The sequence below is a fragment of the Bordetella muralis genome, assembly GCF_054781015.1.
Genome location: NZ_BAAGVF010000008.1, coordinates 447576 through 466709 on the forward strand (window position 1 = coordinate 447576; position 19134 = coordinate 466709).

The 19134-nt window shown below is 58.5% G+C and carries 15 protein-coding genes; 6 read left to right on the forward strand and 9 right to left on the reverse strand.

Annotation, left to right across the window (positions count from 1 at the left end; genetic code table 11):
• Positions 1 to 19 precede the first annotated feature (19 nt).
• The 3 genes from ACYVIT_RS19805 to ACYVIT_RS19815 all read right to left on the reverse strand — a co-directional run bounded on the left by ACYVIT_RS19805 (position 20) and on the right by ACYVIT_RS19815 (position 3611).
• The gene (locus ACYVIT_RS19805; protein ID WP_415804196.1) at positions 20 to 985 is read right to left on the reverse strand and encodes a Bug family tripartite tricarboxylate transporter substrate binding protein; all 966 of its coding nucleotides are present in this window, start codon (positions 983 to 985) and stop codon (positions 20 to 22) included.
• 121 nt (positions 986 to 1106) lie between these two features.
• Positions 1107 to 2129 (reverse strand): NAD-dependent epimerase/dehydratase family protein, encoded by a 1023-nt coding sequence (locus ACYVIT_RS19810; protein WP_415804197.1) that lies wholly within the window; start codon positions 2127 to 2129, stop codon positions 1107 to 1109.
• A gap of 6 nt (positions 2130 to 2135) precedes the next feature.
• Complete coding sequence (locus ACYVIT_RS19815) at positions 2136 to 3611, reverse strand: aldehyde dehydrogenase (RefSeq protein WP_415804198.1); 1476 nt, start codon at positions 3609 to 3611, stop codon at positions 2136 to 2138.
• Between the two features lie 92 nt (positions 3612 to 3703).
• On the opposite strand from ACYVIT_RS19815, the gene ACYVIT_RS19820 reads away from it, so the two are divergent.
• The gene (locus ACYVIT_RS19820) at positions 3704 to 4753 is read left to right on the forward strand and encodes a LysR family transcriptional regulator (protein ID WP_415804200.1); all 1050 of its coding nucleotides are present in this window, start codon (positions 3704 to 3706) and stop codon (positions 4751 to 4753) included.
• A 98-nt stretch (positions 4754 to 4851) separates the two neighbouring features.
• Here the strand turns inward: ACYVIT_RS19820 and htpG are convergent, their stop codons facing one another.
• Entirely contained in the window at positions 4852 to 6750 is a 1899-nt protein-coding gene (gene htpG, locus ACYVIT_RS19825; protein WP_415804201.1) for a molecular chaperone HtpG, read from the reverse strand.
• 346 nt (positions 6751 to 7096) lie between these two features.
• On the opposite strand from htpG, the gene ACYVIT_RS19830 reads away from it, so the two are divergent.
• Positions 7097 to 8494 (forward strand): nucleobase:cation symporter-2 family protein, encoded by a 1398-nt coding sequence (locus ACYVIT_RS19830; protein ID WP_094839138.1) that lies wholly within the window; start codon positions 7097 to 7099, stop codon positions 8492 to 8494.
• A gap of 85 nt (positions 8495 to 8579) precedes the next feature.
• Here ACYVIT_RS19830 and ACYVIT_RS19835 read toward each other — a convergent pair whose 3' ends face one another.
• Together ACYVIT_RS19835 and ACYVIT_RS19840 are read right to left on the reverse strand one after the other, a co-directional pair.
• Positions 8580 to 9044, reverse strand: a complete 465-nt coding sequence (locus tag ACYVIT_RS19835) for a hypothetical protein (protein ID WP_460478281.1) — start codon at positions 9042 to 9044, stop codon at positions 8580 to 8582.
• Between the two features lie 886 nt (positions 9045 to 9930).
• Positions 9931 to 10110: a hypothetical protein gene (locus tag ACYVIT_RS19840; RefSeq protein ID WP_415804203.1), complete on the reverse strand. Its 180-nt coding sequence runs from the start codon at positions 10108 to 10110 to the stop codon at positions 9931 to 9933.
• 493 nt (positions 10111 to 10603) lie between these two features.
• On the opposite strand from ACYVIT_RS19840, the gene ACYVIT_RS19845 reads away from it, so the two are divergent.
• Positions 10604 to 11290 (forward strand): TetR/AcrR family transcriptional regulator, encoded by a 687-nt coding sequence (locus tag ACYVIT_RS19845; protein ID WP_415804204.1) that lies wholly within the window; start codon positions 10604 to 10606, stop codon positions 11288 to 11290.
• A gap of 11 nt (positions 11291 to 11301) precedes the next feature.
• Here the strand turns inward: ACYVIT_RS19845 and ACYVIT_RS19850 are convergent, their stop codons facing one another.
• Positions 11302 to 12846, reverse strand: coding sequence for an acetolactate synthase large subunit (locus ACYVIT_RS19850; RefSeq protein ID WP_415804205.1), 1545 nt, complete (start codon positions 12844 to 12846; stop codon positions 11302 to 11304).
• 29 nt (positions 12847 to 12875) lie between these two features.
• The gene (locus ACYVIT_RS19855; protein ID WP_415804206.1) at positions 12876 to 13841 is read right to left on the reverse strand and encodes a Bug family tripartite tricarboxylate transporter substrate binding protein; all 966 of its coding nucleotides are present in this window, start codon (positions 13839 to 13841) and stop codon (positions 12876 to 12878) included.
• Between the two features lie 306 nt (positions 13842 to 14147).
• On the opposite strand from ACYVIT_RS19855, the gene ACYVIT_RS19860 reads away from it, so the two are divergent.
• The gene (locus tag ACYVIT_RS19860) at positions 14148 to 15170 is read left to right on the forward strand and encodes an isopenicillin N synthase family dioxygenase (protein WP_415804207.1); all 1023 of its coding nucleotides are present in this window, start codon (positions 14148 to 14150) and stop codon (positions 15168 to 15170) included.
• Positions 15171 to 15508: 338 nt separating this feature from the next.
• Here the strand turns inward: ACYVIT_RS19860 and gcvA are convergent, their stop codons facing one another.
• Positions 15509 to 16402, reverse strand: coding sequence for a transcriptional regulator GcvA (gene gcvA, locus ACYVIT_RS19865; RefSeq protein WP_415804208.1), 894 nt, complete (start codon positions 16400 to 16402; stop codon positions 15509 to 15511).
• 268 nt (positions 16403 to 16670) lie between these two features.
• Here gcvA and ACYVIT_RS19870 point away from each other — a divergent pair, with 268 nt between their 5' ends.
• Positions 16671 to 17720: a Bug family tripartite tricarboxylate transporter substrate binding protein gene (locus ACYVIT_RS19870; RefSeq protein ID WP_415804209.1), complete on the forward strand. Its 1050-nt coding sequence runs from the start codon at positions 16671 to 16673 to the stop codon at positions 17718 to 17720.
• A gap of 7 nt (positions 17721 to 17727) precedes the next feature.
• The gene (locus tag ACYVIT_RS19875; protein WP_415804210.1) at positions 17728 to 19110 is read left to right on the forward strand and encodes an MmgE/PrpD family protein; all 1383 of its coding nucleotides are present in this window, start codon (positions 17728 to 17730) and stop codon (positions 19108 to 19110) included.
• The last annotated feature ends 24 nt before the right edge of the window (positions 19111 to 19134 follow it).

Below are 19134 nucleotides of genomic sequence, written 5' to 3' on the forward strand. Positions count from 1 at the left end.
CCAGTTGGCAGAACGGCCGTTATTGTTTTTTCTGACCCGCTGCGGCGAGCAGTTCGCCCCATAAATCGGTCTGCGCCACGACATAATCCGCAAAATCCTGTGGTGTTCGCGGCGCGGCCTGCTGTCCCTGCTTGGCAAAGAACGCCGCGGCTTCGTCGCTTTGCAACGCCTGTACGAACACCTGATTCAACCGATCCACCACAGGCGCTGGCGTCCCCGACGGCGCGAACAGTCCGCCCCACGCCACAAACTCGTAGTCGGGCAAACCGGCTTCGGCAAACGTCGGAATATCGGGCAGCGACACCACCCGCTCGCGCGGCGTCACGGCCAAGGCACGCAGCTTGCCCGCCTCGATATATGGCCGCGTCACAGAGATGTCGGTGATCATGAAATCCAGCCGCCCTGCCAGCAAATCCGTGATCGCCTGCGGGGTCCCGGCGTATGGCACTTCCATCGCCTGAATCCCTGCCATGCTTTTCAACATCTGCGCCGCCGCCAGGCTGCCGGTATTGCCGGTCCCGTAATTGAGCTTGCCGGGATTGGCTTTGGCATAGGCGAGAAACTGCTCCACATCCTGCGCCGGCAAATCAGGCCGAACCACCAGTATCAACGGGTTCATCGTGAACTGCGTAATCGCCGCAAAATCCCGAGCCGGATCGTAAGGCAGCTTTTTGAACAGGTGTACGTTCGCCGATTGCGTAGAGTTGGTTCCGACCAATAACGTATAGCCGTCCGCTGCGGCACGGCTCACTTCGGAAGCGGCAATACTGCCTTGGGCGCCTGCCTTGTTTTCCACAATGACGCTTTGCCCCAGCGCTTTTGCCACACGCTCGCCCAAAAACCGAGCCATCGCATCCGTCGTACTGCCTGCGGGAAAAGGCACCACCAAATGAACAGATCGGGAGGGATACTCATTCGCCGCGGCAGCCTGCGCCGCCACGCCTAACGACAAACATGCCAGCATGGCCCATTTTGTGAACCTCATCCTCGTGTCTCCTCATGAACGCCTGGATCGCTTTTTTCTGCGACCTTATGTGTGTCTGCGCTGGACTCTCGATGCTGTGCGGCGGCTCGTGACATCACAAAGCGCCGCACAACGAAGGACGCTAGCGGGTTTCCTGCGTTTCGCGCCAAGCCAACAGCCTAGCGACACCTTCGGCCATTCCCACCTTGGGCTGCCAGCCGATATGCTGCCCGGCCCGATCATGGGGAATATGGAACGCTCCACCCGATGTCAAACGCACCGTCCCGGGAGGATCCGGCTTGATCTCAGGCTGCAGATCGCTCTTGCAATAGTCCAGCACCAGACGCACCAATTCGCCCGTCGTAATTGGTTCAGGACCCGACACGTTCACCGCCACATCCGTCGCCGCGCTCTGAAACGCCGCGACGTTGGCGCGAGCCACATCAGAGACATGAACAAAATGCTTGGTATCCGTGCCATCGCCCGGCAACACCGGACGCTCGCCTTTGCGCACGCGATCATAGGTTTCCATGATGTACAGCGAGTTCGCCGCACGATAGTGCTGCCGTTCGCCGTAGACGGTGGAATAGCGCAGCACCACATAGTCCAGCCCTGCTTTCTGATAATACTGACGGCACAGTTGCTCGCCCATGATCTTGGAGGCGCCATAGAGAATCGCGGCTGGAGGCGCTCCCACCGAATGAAAAGGTCCGGTTTCCTCCAACGCTCCGACAATGCCTGTGCCATAGCCATAGACAGCATTCGATGACGCGAACACGACCTTCTTTATCTTATTCGCGCGGCAGGCCTCCAACATGTTCTGCGCACCGCGCACGTTCACGTCAACCGCTTGCCAAGGTGTCTGCGCAAAACCCAGCGTCATATACGCTGCCAAATGCAGCACACCGTCGACACCTTCGGTCGCCGCCAGTAGATCCGGCAGCCGCATCAGATCTCCACGCACCAGTTTTACACGCGGGTTATCCTGCAAATGCGCGATGGCCTCCGGCGTGCCGAACGCGAAATTATCAAGCAGGATGACTTCTTTCACACCCGCTGCCAGCAACGCATCCGCGGTGTGCGAGCCCACCAAACTGGCCGCGCCAGCAATCAAGATACGAGAATCCGCCAGCGCCAGCGCGGCGCCTTTCTTTTCCTTGTTCATCTTTCGTCAAAGTCCCATAGGTTTTTCGTGCATGCCCCAGTACAAGCTCTTGACCTGGCTGTACAGACGCAGACCATGCAGGCCTTTCTCGCGTCCGATGCCGCTGTCCTTGAACCCGCCGAACGGCGTTGCGATATGTGATTGTTTATACGTGTTGATCCAGACCGACCCGGCTTCGATTTCGCGCGCTACGCGCCACGCGCGTGCGTAATCCCCCGTCCACATGCCTGCGCCCAAGCCAAACGGCGTATCGTTGGCCTGCTGGATCACGTCGTCCTCGTCCTCGAACGGCAGCGCGACCAATACCGGGCCAAAAATTTCTTCCTGGCACACGCGCGCCTTGTTATCCAACCCGTCAATCACGGTAGGCAGATAGAACCAACCATTCGCCAGCTCGGCCCGATCCGGTGCAGACCCGCCCACCAATACACGGCCGCCTTCGGCGCGCCCAACGTCCACATAGTCCGCGACCTTGTCACGATGCACACGCGATACCAACGGCCCCATTTGCGTCGTGGGATCGTCGGGCATGCCGACGCGCAACTGCTGCGTACGTGCCACCAGCGTTTCCATGAACGGCCTGTAGATCGACTTCTGCACAAACAGGCGGGAACCCGCGACGCAACTCTGCCCCGCAGAGCCAAAAATCCCTGAAAGCACGCCGGCCACAGCACGATCCAGATCGGCGTCGTCAAACACCATGTGCGGGGATTTGCCGCCCAGCTCAAGCCCAACCGGGATCAACCGTTGACCCGCGATCGCGCCGATCACCCGTCCAGTCTCGGTGCCCCCCGTAAACGAGACCATACGCACGCCAGGGTGCTTGACCAGCGCCGCGCCCACATCCTCGCCATGGCCCGGCAATACCGTCACCAGTCCTTCAGGCAGCCCGGCCTCGCCACAGATGCGGGCCAACTCCAACGCGAGTTGCGGCGTTTCCTCAGAGGGCTTCACCAACACCGAATTGCCGGCCGCGAGTGCGGGCGCGACCTTCTGCGCCTCATTCATGATCGGAGAATTCCACGGCGTGATCGCTGCCACCACGCCAAACGGCTCGGCCAATGCCATGGAAAAATATTCCCCACGTGGCGAGGTCATCTCGTTCTGCCACGTCTCGCAGACCGCCCCGTAATAACGAAAATGGCCGGCCGCACTGTCGACCATGTTCAGGCATTCTTTCCACGGCTTGCCGCTGTCCTGCATTTGCAGGCGCGCCAAGGACTCGCGCTCGGCCGACAGACGCCGGCCGATCTCGTACAACGTGATGGCACGTTGATCGGGGCGCAACTTGCGCCACGGTTTGTGCAAAAAAGCATCCCGCGCGACCTCGACGGCCGTATCAACGTCCCGAGGCAGGGCTCGCGTCACGATGCCGGCAATGCTGCCATCGGCGGGATTGATAGAAGTGATGACGGCGTCGCCGTCCTGGCTGCTACGCCATTTGGCGCCCAACCGAAAAGGCTTGTGGCTTGATACGTCCATAACGTCTTTGAATCCGAGAGTTCTTCGGTGACGCCATCATGAGCCGATCAATTATTAGACACAAATAGATATTTTTACCCTACTATTAGTCCATGGCTATAAATATCAAATATCGCCCTCTGAAAGCCTTTTTGCTGGCCATTCATACCGGCTCGTTTACCCATGCCGCCAATCAATTGGGCGTCACGCAGCCGTCGTTCACCGCATTGATCCAGGACCTGGAAGAAGTCCTCGGACTGCGCTTGTTCGAGCGCACCACGCGCACCATCAGCCTGACCTCGGCCGGGGAAGACTTCTATTCCCGCATCCAGCGCCCCATCGCCGACTTGGAAGAAGCCTATCGCAGCCTGGCCGACCTCGCTGCCGTGCGACGCGGCAACGTCGCGCTCGGCGCCCTGCCGTCAACGGCCCTGACACTGTTACCCGCCGCCGTCGGGGCATTGCGTCACGTACATCCCGCATTAAAAGTACGCGTCGTCGAGGCCCACAATGACGAGTTGCTGGCCATGTTGCGCACCAATCAGATCGAGTTCGCAGTCGCCGCCCAGGCCGAGCCGGCGCCCGACCTCACCTTTACCCCGCTGGCCGAGGACTGCTTTTGCGCGGTCTACCCGGCCGGCCATCCCTTGGGTAACGTGCGCCGCATGCTGCACTGGCGCGATGTATTACGCTACGACCTGATCTTGTTATCCCAGGGATCCAACGCGCGGCAACAATTTGATCGCGCCGTGCGGGACGAAGTAGGCGCCCCCGTCACCGCCCTGCGTTATGACGTCACCAACATGGGCACCGCTGCCGGCATGGTGCGTCAAGGGCTGGGGGTCAGCGTGCTGCCCCGCATGGCATTGCCCGAACTGAACCTCACAGGACTATGCTGTGTCCCGTTGGGCGACGCATCCGCGCGACGCTATATCGGTGTGCTCCATCGCCGCGACCGGTCCCTGTCGCCCGCTGCGCAAGCCCTCATCGTGCAACTCGAAGCCGCACTGAACGATATTTCACAACGGTTGCTGCCCCTGCCCCCGCTATCTGCAACCGAAGGGCCTGCCGCCAGAGACATGACACAACCAGCCACCGGCCCCAGCGTCCCCAGACGTCCAGAGAAATCTTCGCCTCGAAAACAAAAACACCCCAAAGACTGAACCAATGTTCAATCCTTGGGGTGCAGTGCGATCGGCGTATTAGCCAGCCGCAGAGACTCGCGGCTGACCTGCCTCAGCTTTCAGCAGAGGCCATCTACTTACTTCAACAACAACGCATTCAACCGCTTCACAAACGCCGCGGGATCCGCAATCTGTGCACCTTCAGCCAACAAGGCCTGATCCAACAACAGACGCGCCCATTGCTCGAACTCGCTATCGTCGGCATCACGCACACGCGCGATCAAGGCGTGCTCCGGATTGATCTCCAGCACCGGCTTCACATCCGGCGCCTCCTGGCCCGCGGCCTTTAGCATGCGCAGCAAATGCGGGCTGAGTTCGTTCTGTCCCACCACCACGCACGCTGGCGAATCCACCAGACGCAACGTCACGCGCACCTCTTTCACCTGATCCGCCAGCGTCTCTTTCAAACGCTCGACCAAAGGCTTGAAGTTTTCCTCGACCTCGGCCTGATGCTTTTTCTCGTCCTCGTCCGCCAACTCGGCCAGATCCAGACCGCCCTTGGCCACCGACACCAACGATTTTCCATCGAACTCGCGCAGATACGACAACATCCACTCGTCAACGCGATCCGACAACAACAGCACCTCGATGCCCTTCTTGCGGAAAATCTCCAGATGCGGGCTGTTGCTAGCTGCAGCAAACGTATCGGCCGTGACGTAGTAGATCTTGTCCTGGCCTTCCTTCATGCGCGACACGTAATCAGCAAACGACACGTTCTGAATCGCATCGCCCGTATGCGTCGATGCGAAACGCAGCAGCTTTGCAATACGTTCGATATTGCCCGTATCCTCGCCCGTGCCTTCTTTCAGCACCTGGCCGAATTCCGTCCAGAACGTCGCGTAGTCTTCGGCCTTGTGCTCGGCCATATCCTCCAGCAGGGACAGAATACGCTTGGCCGAGCCCTCGCGGATCGCGCGCACATCACGGCTTTCCTGCAAAATCTCGCGCGACACATTCAACGGCAGATCCGCCGAATCAATCACCCCACGCACAAAACGCAGATACGACGGCAGCAATTGCTCTGCATCGTCCATGATGAATACGCGCTTGACGTAGAGCTTCACACCGCGACGGCCATCACGATCCCACAGATCGAAAGGCGCATGCTTCGGCACATACAACAACTGCGTGTACTCGCTGCGACCCTCTACGCGATTGTGCGTCCAGGCCAGCGGATCGTCATAGTCGTGCGAGACCGTCTTGTAGAACTCGCGGTACTGCTCGTCGGTGACATCGCCCTTGCTGCGCGTCCAGAGCGCATTGGCCTGGTTCACCGTTTCCAGCTCTTCGGTCTTTACCTGCGCGCTCTTTTCCGAATCCCAGTCTTCCTTGAACATGCGGATCGGCAGCGAGATATGGTCAGAATAACGGCGCAGGATCTCGCGCAGTTTCCAGCCATTGAGCAACTCGTCTTCGTCCGCGCGCAGATGCAACGTCACATCCGTGCCACGCGTGGCTTTTTCCGCGGCAGCGATGTTGAACTCGCCCTGGCCATCGGATTCCCAACGAATCGCCTCGCCGCTGCCGGCGCGGCGGCTCACCACCGTGACCTTGTCGGCCACGATGAACGACGAATAAAAGCCCACGCCAAACTGACCAATCAGTTGCGCGTCCTTTTGCTTGTCACCGGTCAATTGCGAGAAAAACTCACGCGTGCCCGAACGCGCAATCGTGCCCAGATTGGCGATCGCCTCATCGCGCGACAGCCCGATCCCGTTATCCGAGATCGTGATCGTGCGCGCGTCCTTGTCGTAGTCCACCCGGATCGCCAGCTCACTATCGCCATCCAGCAGCCCCGGCTGGTCAATCGCCTCGAAACGCAGCTTGTCGCAGGCATCCGACGCGTTAGAAACCAGCTCGCGCAGGAAAATTTCCTTGTTGCTGTAGAGCGAGTGGATCATCAGGTGCAGCAGTTGCTTTACCTCGGCCTGGAACCCCAGGGTTTCAGAATTGGAAGACGTGGCGGTTTGGCTCATAGTTTTAACGGTCAGAAAAACAAGAGAAAAATTGGACAGGCCCGCGAATTTCACCAGAGTCCCCCCAAAAAAAGGGGACACCCGCGCAATTCGCCAGGGCGAAACCTGAGAAACCCCAACAATATGGGGGTGATGGCCAGGGTTTCAAGACCGCCATCAGGCGCGACCTGAGCGAGAGCCGCCTCTCAATCGGCCCTTTTTTGAGCCCTTTTGTGGTTTTTCCGGCATCTTTCCCGCGCCAAACTGCCCTGCGAGCCCCAAAAAAGGCATTCCCTCAGACAGGTGGCCCGCTGCCTCGCTAAAATCCTGCCCATTCCCATTTTCCCCAGCCGGCCGGCGCCCGCTCATGCAACCAGCCTCTCTCACCCAAACCGCCCCTCACAGCGCTGCGGACGACGACGTCCCTGCGCACGATCTGGTCTACGGTCCTGACGACCGTCCCGCCGCGCCGGTCGCCTTTGTCGCCGCCCTGCAGCACCTGTTGGCCATCCTGGTGCCCATCGTCACCCCGGGCCTGCTGATCTGCCAGGCCCTGGGCGTCAGCGTCCGCGACACCACTCTGATCGTCTCCATGTCGCTGGTCGTCTCCGGCATCGCCACCTATATCCAGTGCCGCCGATTCGGCCCGCTGGGCGCAGGCCTGCTCATCGTGCAGGGCACGAGCTTTAACTTCGTCGTACCGCTGATCACCGCCGGGTCGGCGATGGTCAAATCCGGCACCCCGGTCGAAACGGTGCTCGCGACCATGTTCGGCGTCGTCATCGCGGGATCCTTTGTCGAGATCTTTATCAGCCGAATCCTGCCGTTCGTCAAACGGCTGATCACCCCGCTCGTCACCGGCATCGTTGTCTTGTTGATCGGCCTGACGCTGATCAAAGTCGGCCTCATCAGCATGGGTGGCGGCTACAACGCCATGAAAGACGGGACTTTCGCCAGCGCGGAAAACCTGACCCTGTCCGGTCTGGTGCTGGGTACCATCATCCTGCTGAACCGCCTGCCCATCGTCTGGATCCGCAGCACGGCGCTGGTCATCGCACTGATCGTCGGCTACATCGCGGCCGCCTACATGGGCCGACTGGATTTCACAGGTGCACGCGAGGCTGCGCTGTTCCAGATTCCGGTGCCGCTGCATTTTGGATTGGGATTCTCGTGGTCGCTGTTTGTGCCCATGCTGATCATCTATCTGGTCACCTCGCTCGAGGCCATCGGCGACGTTACCGCCACCAGCAAGGTTTCCAAGCAACCTGTCGAGGGGCCCCTGTGGATGCAGCGGATCAAAGGCGGCGTGCTGGTCAATGGCGTGAACTCGCTGTTGGCGGGCGTATTCAACACCTTTCCCAGCTCGGTGTTTGCGCAGAATAATGGTGTGATTCAGCTGACGGGGATTGCCAGCCGTCACGTCGGGATCTGGATCGCCGGGATGCTGATCGTGCTGGGGCTATTTCCTGCCGTGGCTGGGGCCCTACAGGCCGTGCCTGAGCCCGTGCTGGGAGGCGCCGCCATGGTGATGTTCGGCGCCGTCGCGGCGGCGGGGATCAATATTCTGGCCAGCATTCAGCTGGACCGCCGGGCGTTGTTGATCATCTCGGTGTCTCTGGCCCTGGGGCTGGGGGTATCGCAAGTGCCGGAGATCCTGTCGCATCTGCCGCATGCGCTGAGCAGCGTGCTGGAGTCCGGTGTAGCTACAGGCGGGATCTGCGCGTTGGTGATGAATTGGTTCTTGCCCGAGAGAAAACGGGCCTAATCGTGCATGCGTTTATCCTGGCTTCTGCTTGCAATAGGCGGAGGCCAGGGCGAGGCTGGTGAGCGAATGCCTTCCGGACGGATTGCTAATCTGTCTTCGCCACAGCGCGAGCCTTTGTATCGCGCAGGCGGTATTCCAGGACAGTCTGCTGGTAGTCGCCGGCCGAAACGCGGCGCACGCTGACGACGCCCGCCTCACTGATCAGCCAATATTCCCCGTCGTTATTCCAGTCCCCGTCGCACAGCACGACCTGCAGCTCGCGCGCCGTGCCTCCGCCCAGAGCCGTACCGGTGTAGATCTGGTCGCATTGCGCGACCGGCTCGACATGGTGACGGCCCTCGATCACATGCAGTTCCAGCACAGAGCGGGGTCTGCCTGGGATACGCATGTTATTAGCACCATTGTTTGCCTTTAGATAGGCCACAGGGCCGGTGTTTCCAGAGGTCTTCGGCGTCTGCGGGGTCGATGAGCAGGCACTCAACATGACTATCGCCAACCCCGCCAGAAACCGACGCGGCGACGAGATCGATGGCGAATTACTGCGCTTCATATGGTCCTGGCTTCCTCTGTGAGCTGCGCGACGGTCTATAGGCATGCACAATGAGCCCTTGCCGCCGTCCAGTAGGCTTTATAACGCGCCAGGCAACTGTCCATTGCGATTGTTGTGAATTTTTGACATAGATAGAAGTGGATGTTGTGTGGTGCGCGCCCGGCATTTGCGCGTCGCGAAGGCGAGAATTGGGGTGAGCTGACATTTTTTAAAAAACAGCATACAATCGCTGTCTTCGCATCTCCCGCAGCAAGTCATCAGACTGCTCGCGACCTCCTAGCCCGGGTGGTGAAATTGGTAGACGCAGGGGACTCAAAAATAGGGACTTCTACCTATTTGCAGCATGAGTCGAATGCTCGCCAAGCCGCATGGGATGAGGGTTTTAGGGAAATGCAGGCGTCGGAACAGAAACACTGGTTTTTGTTCTAGGAGCCAAATAGGAGCCAGAATGTTTCGTACTGGATCCTACGTAGTGGTAGTAAGTAGTAGTGAAGTAGGACTGCTTCACAATTTTGCCCGGGTGGTGAAATTGGTAGACGCAGGGGACTCAGACCAAATTTGAGCCCTCCGGAGGAAACTCCAGAGGTGAAGCCCGTCAAACTCGGTGAAGGCCCTGGACATTAAGTCCGAGCTAATGCCGAGCCAAGCCCTGGAGCCGAAAGGCCCCTCGGAAGGTGTAGAGAGCAGACGGCGGGCACCTAAGGCATAGCGGTAATACGCGATGCTATGGTGAAGGCGTGCTCCAGACCACGAACGCCGTTCTTCGGAACGTCGGCGGCGAAAGCCGAAGTGGGAAGAAAATCCCCCGCCGCAAGGCGTGCCGGTTCGATTCCGGCCCCGGGCACCAATTTCGAAAGCCGTCCCTGTTTATACAGGGACGGCTTTTTTATTCTTGGAACAGACCATCAGACAAGGGGCGCATCGTGAGGCCCCAGGAATGGGCACGCGCGATACGGGATTGCGCGAAAATCCCGATGCCATAGCGGGCCGACACCAACAACGCCATGATCGCGAATGAGGTGACGTACTGAATCCTGTCCTGCTGCTCATGAAAGGCAGCAGACATGCGCTGGGGTGGAGGGACGTCCCTCCACCCCAGCGCCTCCACTCTAGGACGCGCACCCTACCCTAACCATACAAGCAAGGGAGATCGCGACGGTACAACGGCAGCCATTCTCTCGCGCCAAAGCTGCTGGCTCCCCAAAGAAGGATAAGCCTCGCTGTAGAGCGGCATTCCTCTTTCGGCGCGGCGCCATATGTAACCACTTTTAATGACCTGCCACCGTGATCCTCCTTCACTTGGAGCAAGAGTCCGCCCCAAATTGCCGTCGCCGCTGTCTGTTCACAGGCAGCACGGCACCAGGCATGAAATCCCATGCGTTTGACCCGCGACTGCGGGTTCCGCCGACGCAAGAACAGGTCCGGCAAGGCCATGGAACCTACGACTACGGACGCAGCAACGCCAGTTCTATCAGCAAAAGGCATGTCGAGTACCGGTCTAGCAGCCCGCCGGGAAGGGTTATGACACAATAAGAAAAGCTGAAAGGAGCCAACCCAACGTGAACGACAAGATACCCGCTGATGACTCCGCAGATAAGCCGGTTAGAGGACGGCCGAAGCTAGCCCCCTCAAACCAAAAGACCAAGACCGCGATCCTGAAAGCCGCCGTGAAGGTGTTTTCGCGGCACGGTTACGACGCCGGCAGCATTGAAAAGGTCACGAAAGAGGCCAAGACCGTCGATCGCATGATCTATTACTACTTCGGGAACAAGCTGGGTCTGTATAACGCAGCCTTGGAGGAAATGTACCGCCGCATGGGCGTGGCAGAATCGGCGATAGAGACAGACTTGGACGACCCTAAAAAGGCCATCGCGAAAACTATCCGGTTTGTGTTTGACTACTATGCGTCGCACCCGGAATTGATCGTACTGCTGAACGATGAAAACATGCACAAGGGACGACACCTTGCAAAAAGCCGCCCGGCCCAGGTCGACGGCGCAGTGTCGCCTATCATGGCGCGCATCCAGACCATCGTGGCCGAGGGGCAGCGCCTGGGGTTGTTTCGTCGCAGCGTCAAGGCCCGGCATATTTATTTGATGATCCTGGCATCCGGGTACTTCTTCATCTCCAACCGCTACACGCTGTCGCGGTTCCTGGGCGAACCCCTGGACGTCAAGGCGCACGAGGAATGGACAGTATTCGTTTCCGATTCGGTGTTGCGCATTCTTGAAAAATCGACCGACTGACGCAGCCGAGGCTACATACGCAGCTCTATCAAAAACGGACCATCGTGGTTCAGCGTATGGGTAAACAGGTCATTGAACTGATCCATGCTGGTGGCCGTGGCGGCTTCAACACCGAAGCCCTGCGCCAGCTGCACCCAGTCCAGCGCCGGGTTGTCCAGTGCAAACAGGTAGTCGGCGCTGGCACCCGGCGAAACCCCCATGCGCCTCATTTCGTTGAACAGGATTTCGTACTTGCGGTTCGCGAATACGATGGTCGTGATGTTCAGCCGCTCCCGCGCCTGAGTCCATAACGCCTGTACCGTATACAGGCCAGATCCGTCTGCCTGCAGCGTTACTACACGCCTGTGGGGCGCGGCAATCGCGGCGCCGGTTGCCAGTGGCATACCCGATCCGATGGCGCCTCCAGTCAATTGAAGCCAGTCATGCCTGCGTGCCTGATGCGTGGCGCTATATACCGATCTGCCGAATGTGATGCCCTCGTCGACCACGATGGAGTCTTCGGGAAGCAGTGCCGCCAAGGATTGCCCGAACGCGGTCGAGGTAACTTGGCCGCTTGCAGGCGACGACGTAGCTGCGTCGGCATCCATTGCGCGCGGACGGCCGTCGCACTGCAGTCGGTCGCAGACGGAGCGCAGCGCGGATTCCAGGTCCTGTCCCCGGCTACCCAACGAAACGAACCTCGTGCCCGGTTGTTCCGGGCCGCTTAGTTCGTCCGGTCCGGCAAAGGCGAACACGGGCTGTTCGGCGCCCACCAGCACGACATGGTTTATAGCGCTGAACATCTCGCGCGCAGCGGGAACGGCGTATGGAACGCGCTCGAAGGCTGGCCTGCCACGGCCGCGTTCGACACGTCGAATGAAGCTGTGGACCAGGACGCGTGCACCTGTTTTTTCAGCAATGGCGGCTGCCAGCTGCGGTAACGCGCCGCAAAGCGCGTCGTCTCCCAGAATCAATGCGGTGGCATGCCCCTGCTTCAGAAGATCCACCGCGCTGGCGATCGCCAGTTCTGGAACCTGCGATGGCCGAGGCTGTTCGAGAACCGTACCGACGGGCCCGCCAGGACCCCAGCAGACATCTGACGGCAGGATCAGGGTGGCTATCGCGCCACCGCCAAATCGCGATTGGGATATCGCTGCGGCGGCGTCCACGCCGACGGAAAGCGATGCGTTGGACCGCCTGGTCCACGTCGAGACGGTGCGAGCGATGTTTTCGGTTTCGGACGCCAGCGGCGGGTTCCTGTACGCATGGAACTGGGCCTGGTCGCCCACGATATTGACGATCGAACTGCCCGCTTTCTGTGCGTTGTGCAGGTTGGCCAGCCCGTTTGCTAATCCTGGTCCGCAATGAAGCAATGTCGCTGCCGTGCCAGAGGACAGGCGCGCATACCCATCGGCGGCGCCAGTGGCCACGTTTTCGGCTAGCGCCAGGATGCATCGCATTTGCGGGACCTTATCCAGGCTTTTTACGAAATGGACTTCGCTGGTTCCGGGATTGCCAAAGCATGTGGTGACGCCGGCGTGGACCAGCGTATGCAAGAGAGTGTCGGCGCCGTTCATCTGTGTCCCTGTAGACGTGGGTTCGGACTTCAGTCGAGTTTCAGTTGGAGCGTAGAGAATGCGGTGCGCCAAGAGCTGGCGTCCTGATCAATCAACCGTTGAAAGGCTTGGGGATCCAGCAACAATGGTTGCGTACCATCGCGGGTGATCTGCGCCGTTACGTCAGGGTCTGAAATGGCAGCCCGCACCGCGGCATTCAAGGTGGAAATGATGTTCGCGGGCGTGTCGGCCGGAGCCACCAGTCCGTACCAGACCGATAAGCCCACCTGCGGGAATCCCTGCTCGAACACAGTCGGGACGTTCGACACACCAGGAATGCGCGTTTTGCTGGTGACGGCAATGCCCTTGTACTGACCGCTGGCCACCTTGTGGACCGATGTGGGGATTCCATCGAAGTACACGTGAATATCGCCGCGTTCCAGGCCGATCAGGGCAGGGCCGGCACTTGTGTAATGCACGGCCACCATCGAATCACCGGCTGCTGTGGACAGCAGGGCGCCCAGCACGTGGTTCGAGGTTCCGGTGCCCAGCGTGCCGTAATTAAGCACGCCGGGCTTACTACGCGAGAGCGCGACCAAGTCCTGCACCGTATTCACCGGCAGGTCTTTGTTCACCAGGACCATGAACGGCACGGACATGAAGCCTGCAACCGGGACGAACTGGGACGGCGAGTAGGGAATTTGTTTCTGGACCAGCGGGGCGATGCTCATCGTGGTCGAGGTTGCCAACAACAGGCTATATCCGTCGGCCGGGGCTTTAGCGACGGCCATGGCGCCAATGATCGTGCCGGCGCCAGGCTTGTTCTCGACGATGACCGGCTGGCCAAGTTCAGTACGAATCCGTTGCGCCACGACGCGAGCGATGACGTCGGCCGATCCGCCCGCCGCATACGGGACGGTGATCTTGATCGGGCGTTCCGGCCTCCAGTCTGCAGCAGTCGCACAGGTGGCCGTGAAAAAGGTTAGCAGCGAGGCGAGAAGATACCGGCAGGCCATGGGTCGAGCTCCGGGGCGGCGCAGCATTGCGCCTAGTCGTGGTGGGAAAGTCACAAGGGAGGACAACAAGTACGGAACGGAACAAAATATTTAATGTAGTAAAAGCTACATTTATTTATTGTGTCGATGTTTTCAGACATGCGCAATCAATTTTTGATTCGGGAATTCCCGACTACCAGAACGGTGGAGCTACTTGCGACGAAACCCGTCCGCTGGGTCAGAAAACGCTTGCGTCTGCAGTCTTCCCGCATGAAAATTAATGGAGCAATTGATACATTAAATCGCTCAACCTCCCAAAGGATAGCCATGGAAACTACGCATATCGTCCTCGACCACGTACCTGTGATCGACATTTCCCCATTCATCGATGGGTCGCCCGAAGGCCGCCGGGCCGTGGCCGCCGAGGTCAACGCGGCGTGCGAGCAGGTAGGGTTCCTGGTCATTACCGGGCATGGCGTGGCCGAGTCCACGATCGACGTGCTCTACAACCAGTCGAAATCTTTTTTTGCGTTGCCGGAAGCTGAGAAGTTGCTGGTTGAAAAACCCGCAGGAACGAACCCTAAGGGCTTTACCCCACAAGGGAAGAAGACGGTGGGCAAAGACCGGGATGCCAGGCTCAAACCTTCGCTGCTCGAAAGCTTCGCGATAGGCCCTCTGGACGTGTCCGATGATCCATACTACACGAGTCCAAACGCGGGGCCCAACTACTCGCCTAACTTGTGGCCAGCGAATCCCCATGGACTAAAACCGGCTTTCATCGAGTACTACCGCGAGATGGAGCGCCTTTCCGTCACCATCCTAGATATTTTTGCTTACGCGCTGGACGTGCCTAACACCTATTTCCGGGAGCGTGTCAGCAAGCACGCCAGCATATTGCGGGCAAACTTCTATCCTGCCCAGACACAGAGCCCAAAAGAAGGGGAAGAGCGCGCGGGCGCCCACACCGATGCGACGGCAATTACGATCCTGAAAGTCGACGAAGCTCCGGGTGGCCTGCAAGTGCAGTTGCCCGACGGACAGTGGGTGGGTGTGCCGAAAGTGCGTGGGGCGTTCATTGTCAATATCGGAGACATCATGATGCGGTGGACCAATGACCGTTTTGTCTCGACGATGCACCGCGTGGTAAACCCGCCCATCGCGGTGGCCAACAAGGCCGACAGGCTTTCCATTCCTTATTTTTGCATTCCGAACCACGATGCGGTCATTGAGTGCATTCCCAGTTGTGCGGGAACCGGCGCCAAGTACCCTCCCGTAACGTCGGGGCATATGCTGTCTACGCGCTACAAGGTCACGTTCTCTCTTGCTGAAACGCCTGCATCGCTACCCTAGCCTAATTGCTGATATGACAATGATTTGATCCCTGCACCATCCGGGCACAGCGCTGGCTTGCGCTCTTGCCACTCCCACCTTGATCTTCCTTCTTCCATCAGGGTAGCTCTATGCTCGGATTTCGCGCTCTTTCCCCCGCAACGCGTGCTGCTGGGTTGGGAACACCATAGACGGCGCCGAACCAAGAGTTGCCAAGGAGAGTAGTGGATCATACGGTTTAAGAGCCCGTTAGCGCTGTTAGAGATACGCATGCTGAGCACATCTTTGTAGCAGGCAATCTAGCTTTCCGCGTGACGCTCCTCGCGGGTGAGCTGCTAATACCCTGAGATGCCACGACATCAAGCAACGCTGGAAAAATACTCCAGCATCCATAGCCTGAAGGCGGCCATCTGAGGACGCTCCGGACGATCCGAGGCGGTGATCAGATAATACGTAAAAGTGCCACAGTCGAGAATATGATCGAAAGGCACAACCAGCTCTCCGCTTTGTAGTTTGTCCTCTACGAGAAAGCGCTGAGCCATGGCGATACCCTGACCTTGAATTGCAGATGCGTATGCCATGACCGAACTCTGGAACGTCATGCCGCCGCTGGCATCAACGTCGTGTGCCCCCGCGCTTGTCAGCCACGCAGCCCAGTCATCCGCGCGGGCGAGCGAGTGCAGCAACGTATAGCGTGACAGGTCGTGTGGTGTTCGCAGGGACGGGCCACTCTTGAGCAGCGTTGGACTCATAACTGGACAAAGCAGATTGGGCATCAAGCGGTAGCTATGCGCGCCGCGCCACTTTCCGTGGCCAAGTCGGATAGCGCCATCTATGTCTTCGCGATCAAAGTCCACATCATCAAGTGACGTCGTGAGAGATACCTGAATCTCAGGATGTCTGGCGTGAAAATCAGGCAGTCGCGGAATAAGCCAATGCATAGAAAACGTCGTATAGGCACGGATACGAAGCTCTTGCTTCTTTGCACCCCGACCAATGCTCGACGTTGCCTCACGCACCTCGTTCAATGCTCGGGATATCGCGCGAAAGTATTCGGAACCTTGGCGGGTCAATACGATTTGCTGATGCCCGCGCAAGAACAGGGGTATAGCTAAAAAATCCTCCAACTGGCGAACCTGCCTACTGACCGCCCCAGGAGTCACGTTCAATTCCTCGGCGGCGAGCGTAACACTGAGGTGCCGGGCTGCGGCCTCGAAGGCTTTCAATGCACTCAGTGGCGGCAGTTTCTTCAACAGTCTTCCTAAAAACCAGATTGTTTATCAATCAACCAGGCGGTCGATTGACTGAAAAATCCTGAGAATTTTCGCTTCAAGGGAAGTTTATAGCCAAATATCGACGATTGATAAAAACTCAATCGCCCTCGGCAAAAAAATCGTTTGTAAGCCTTTGACGCGAAACTACAGAATGCGAGCTCACTATCGGAGGCGCACCTACGTGCGTACGTGTCGATCCGATTGAGAAAAAAACCCCGCCTCGCGCGGTGGACAAGAGGAGACCACAATGCCTATTCGATCACCGAAGTACCAACTTTTTTCCGTACGGCTATCCCATTTAACCGCGCTTTTCGATCGAACCACCTACAGTAAAAAGAACCTTTTCATCAGTGCCATCGGGATGGCCCTGGCCGTGGCTTGCTCCCCAGCAGGCGCACAAAATGATTTCCCGACCCGTCCGGTGCGGATGGTCGTCGCATTTACGGCGGGTAGCTCTTCGGACCTCATGGCGCGCATCGTTGCCAACCAATTGACGGCAGACCTCAAGCAATCCGTCGTCGTGGAGAATCGCCCTGGTGCGGGTGGGGCAATTGCCGCGGCCTACGTGGCCCAGTCTCAAGCAGACGGCTATACCATCTTGGTACATTCTGGCTCCTATGTGACAGCGCCTTGGCTATACAAATCTCTAGCCTATGATCCGCAGCGCGACCTTACCAGCGTTGCGGCATTTGGCGCGCTGCCTGGTGTCGTTATCGCACCGGCCGGTCGATACAAAGACTTCTCGCAATTGATCAAGGCAGGGCAAGAATCCCAAGGCAATTTGAACTTTGCCTCGGCCGGCAACGGCAGCTCCACGCACATGAGCGCTGAAAAGATCAACATGCTCGCAAAATGGAAAGGGACGCATATTCCTTACAAAGGGACGCCCGAGGCGATCGCAGACGTGTCCGCGGGTCGATCGGATTATTTTGTGGCTCCCATCAATACCATTATGGGCTTAATGCAGGGCGCGCGCTTCGATGCCCTCGCCGTTACTTCCACGAAACGCAGTCCGGCGTTGCCTGACGTCCCGACGATTGCCGAGGCGGGACTTGCCGGAGCGGAGTACCCGCTTTGGGTAGGAGCGTTCGTCCCTTCCGACACCCCCTCCGAAACCGTTTCCCGTCTACATGCCGCCATCCAGCAAGCAGTCAGATCGCCTGACGTTCAACAACAATATAAGGACTATGGCATCGATGAGTTTCCTATGTCTCAGCCGGAATTCGACCAATTCATCCGCGATGAGATCGCACTTTCAGGCGAGCTGGTCCGACGCGCCAATTTGAGTGCGGACTGAGATAGCTATGCAAACCGCACCTGAGAACATCACCCTTGAACTCGCAAAGGCGGCCGTTGGACTCGATCTGGCGACGGCTCCGCGCACTTTATCTACAAGAGTCAAATTAGTAATCCTGGACTGGTTCGCGGTGACTCTGGCGGGTTCGGCCGAACTCGTGACGCGGCAGTTGATGAAATACCGATTGTCCGAGGGTGGACATCCACAATGCACCATCGTAGGCAGCAAAGCGCGAATGCCGGCCTCGGTCGCCGCGCTGGTGAATGGGACGGCTTCACATGCGATTGATTACGACGACGTCAGTTTCTCCATTCCTGGACATGCCACGGCACCGGTTCTGGCAGCCGCACTAGCATTGGCGGAGCAGACTCATGCCGGGGGACACCAACTGATGCAAGCCGTCTTGGTGGGCTACGAAACATCATGCCGCATCGCGCAATTGATCGCCCCCAATCACTACGCGCGAGGCTTTCACGCCACGGCAACAATGGGATGCTTTGGAGCGGCCGCGGCTTCTGCGCGAATTTTGGGCCTGGATGAGAACGCCACCGCACAGGCTCTGGGTATTGCCGCGATCAAGGCGGCTGGCTTGAAGGCGGCATTCGGCTCGTCTTGCAAACCATTGCAAGTCGGCGAGGCGGCACGCAGCGGTCTGGAAGCCGCGCGATTAGCCCAATCCGGGGTTGACGCGCCGGCCGACATGATCGGACATCGACTGGGATTCGCGCACACGCATTCTGATGATTTCTATCCTGAAGCGGCACTCGGACCAGCACGATATGTGCCAGATTTCTCTGTTGCGACAGCCGACCCTGCGATATTTGACTTCCATATGGAGACCAATCTTTTCAAGTTCCATGCTGCATGCTACGAAACCCACGCTGCTATCGAAAGTGCGTTGAAGCTCGCACAGGACAACGATTTTTCGCATACCGATATCACCGCGATATCGATTCATGTGAACCCGCATTGCAATGACATATGCAATATCCAATCCCCACTTACCGCGCTACAGGCAAAGTTCAGCCTTCGGCACACGGTCGCCTTGGCATTGGCAGGCAGGGATACGGCCAACCCCGCTTCCTTCAATCTGGAAAACCTAAGTTGCCCAGACCTGCTGCGTTTGCAAGAGCTAGCTCAGGTGGTGCTCGATCCGACCCTGCGCGTGCCACAGACCCTGGTGCGAATACGCCTGGCCAATACAAGTACGTTTGAGCTACTGCATGACTCGAGTATTCCAAACCCGAATCTCGATGATCAACAAGAACGGTTGATTCGCAAGTTTCGCGCACTTTGTGGAAATTGCCTTACTGCGAACGCCGCGCAAAGACTTGAGACCTTGATACTCCATCTGGAATCGGCCGCCGACGTTGGCGAACTGATGCGCTGAACAGCGGCAACTCGATCAACGGCA

Excerpts from the sequence above, each read along its gene's own strand:
- ACYVIT_RS19805 (WP_415804196.1), bottom strand. The coding sequence starts at position 985 with ATGAGGTTCACAAAATGGGCCATGCTGGCATGTTTGTCGTTAGGCGTG.
- ACYVIT_RS19810 (WP_415804197.1), bottom strand. The coding sequence starts at position 2,129 with ATGAACAAGGAAAAGAAAGGCGCCGCGCTGGCGCTGGCGGATTCTCGT.
- ACYVIT_RS19815 (WP_415804198.1), bottom strand. The coding sequence starts at position 3,611 with ATGGACGTATCAAGCCACAAGCCTTTTCGGTTGGGCGCCAAATGGCGT.
- ACYVIT_RS19820 (WP_415804200.1), top strand. The coding sequence starts at position 3,704 with ATGGCTATAAATATCAAATATCGCCCTCTGAAAGCCTTTTTGCTGGCC.
- htpG (WP_415804201.1), bottom strand. The coding sequence starts at position 6,750 with ATGAGCCAAACCGCCACGTCTTCCAATTCTGAAACCCTGGGGTTCCAG.
- ACYVIT_RS19830 (WP_094839138.1), top strand. The coding sequence starts at position 7,097 with ATGCAACCAGCCTCTCTCACCCAAACCGCCCCTCACAGCGCTGCGGAC.
- ACYVIT_RS19835 (WP_460478281.1), bottom strand. The coding sequence starts at position 9,044 with ATGAAGCGCAGTAATTCGCCATCGATCTCGTCGCCGCGTCGGTTTCTG.
- ACYVIT_RS19840 (WP_415804203.1), bottom strand. The coding sequence starts at position 10,110 with ATGTCTGCTGCCTTTCATGAGCAGCAGGACAGGATTCAGTACGTCACC.
- ACYVIT_RS19850 (WP_415804205.1), bottom strand. The coding sequence starts at position 12,846 with ATGAACGGCGCCGACACTCTCTTGCATACGCTGGTCCACGCCGGCGTC.
- ACYVIT_RS19855 (WP_415804206.1), bottom strand. The coding sequence starts at position 13,841 with ATGGCCTGCCGGTATCTTCTCGCCTCGCTGCTAACCTTTTTCACGGCC.
- ACYVIT_RS19860 (WP_415804207.1), top strand. The coding sequence starts at position 14,148 with ATGGAAACTACGCATATCGTCCTCGACCACGTACCTGTGATCGACATT.
- ACYVIT_RS19870 (WP_415804209.1), top strand. The coding sequence starts at position 16,671 with ATGCCTATTCGATCACCGAAGTACCAACTTTTTTCCGTACGGCTATCC.
- ACYVIT_RS19875 (WP_415804210.1), top strand. The coding sequence starts at position 17,728 with ATGCAAACCGCACCTGAGAACATCACCCTTGAACTCGCAAAGGCGGCC.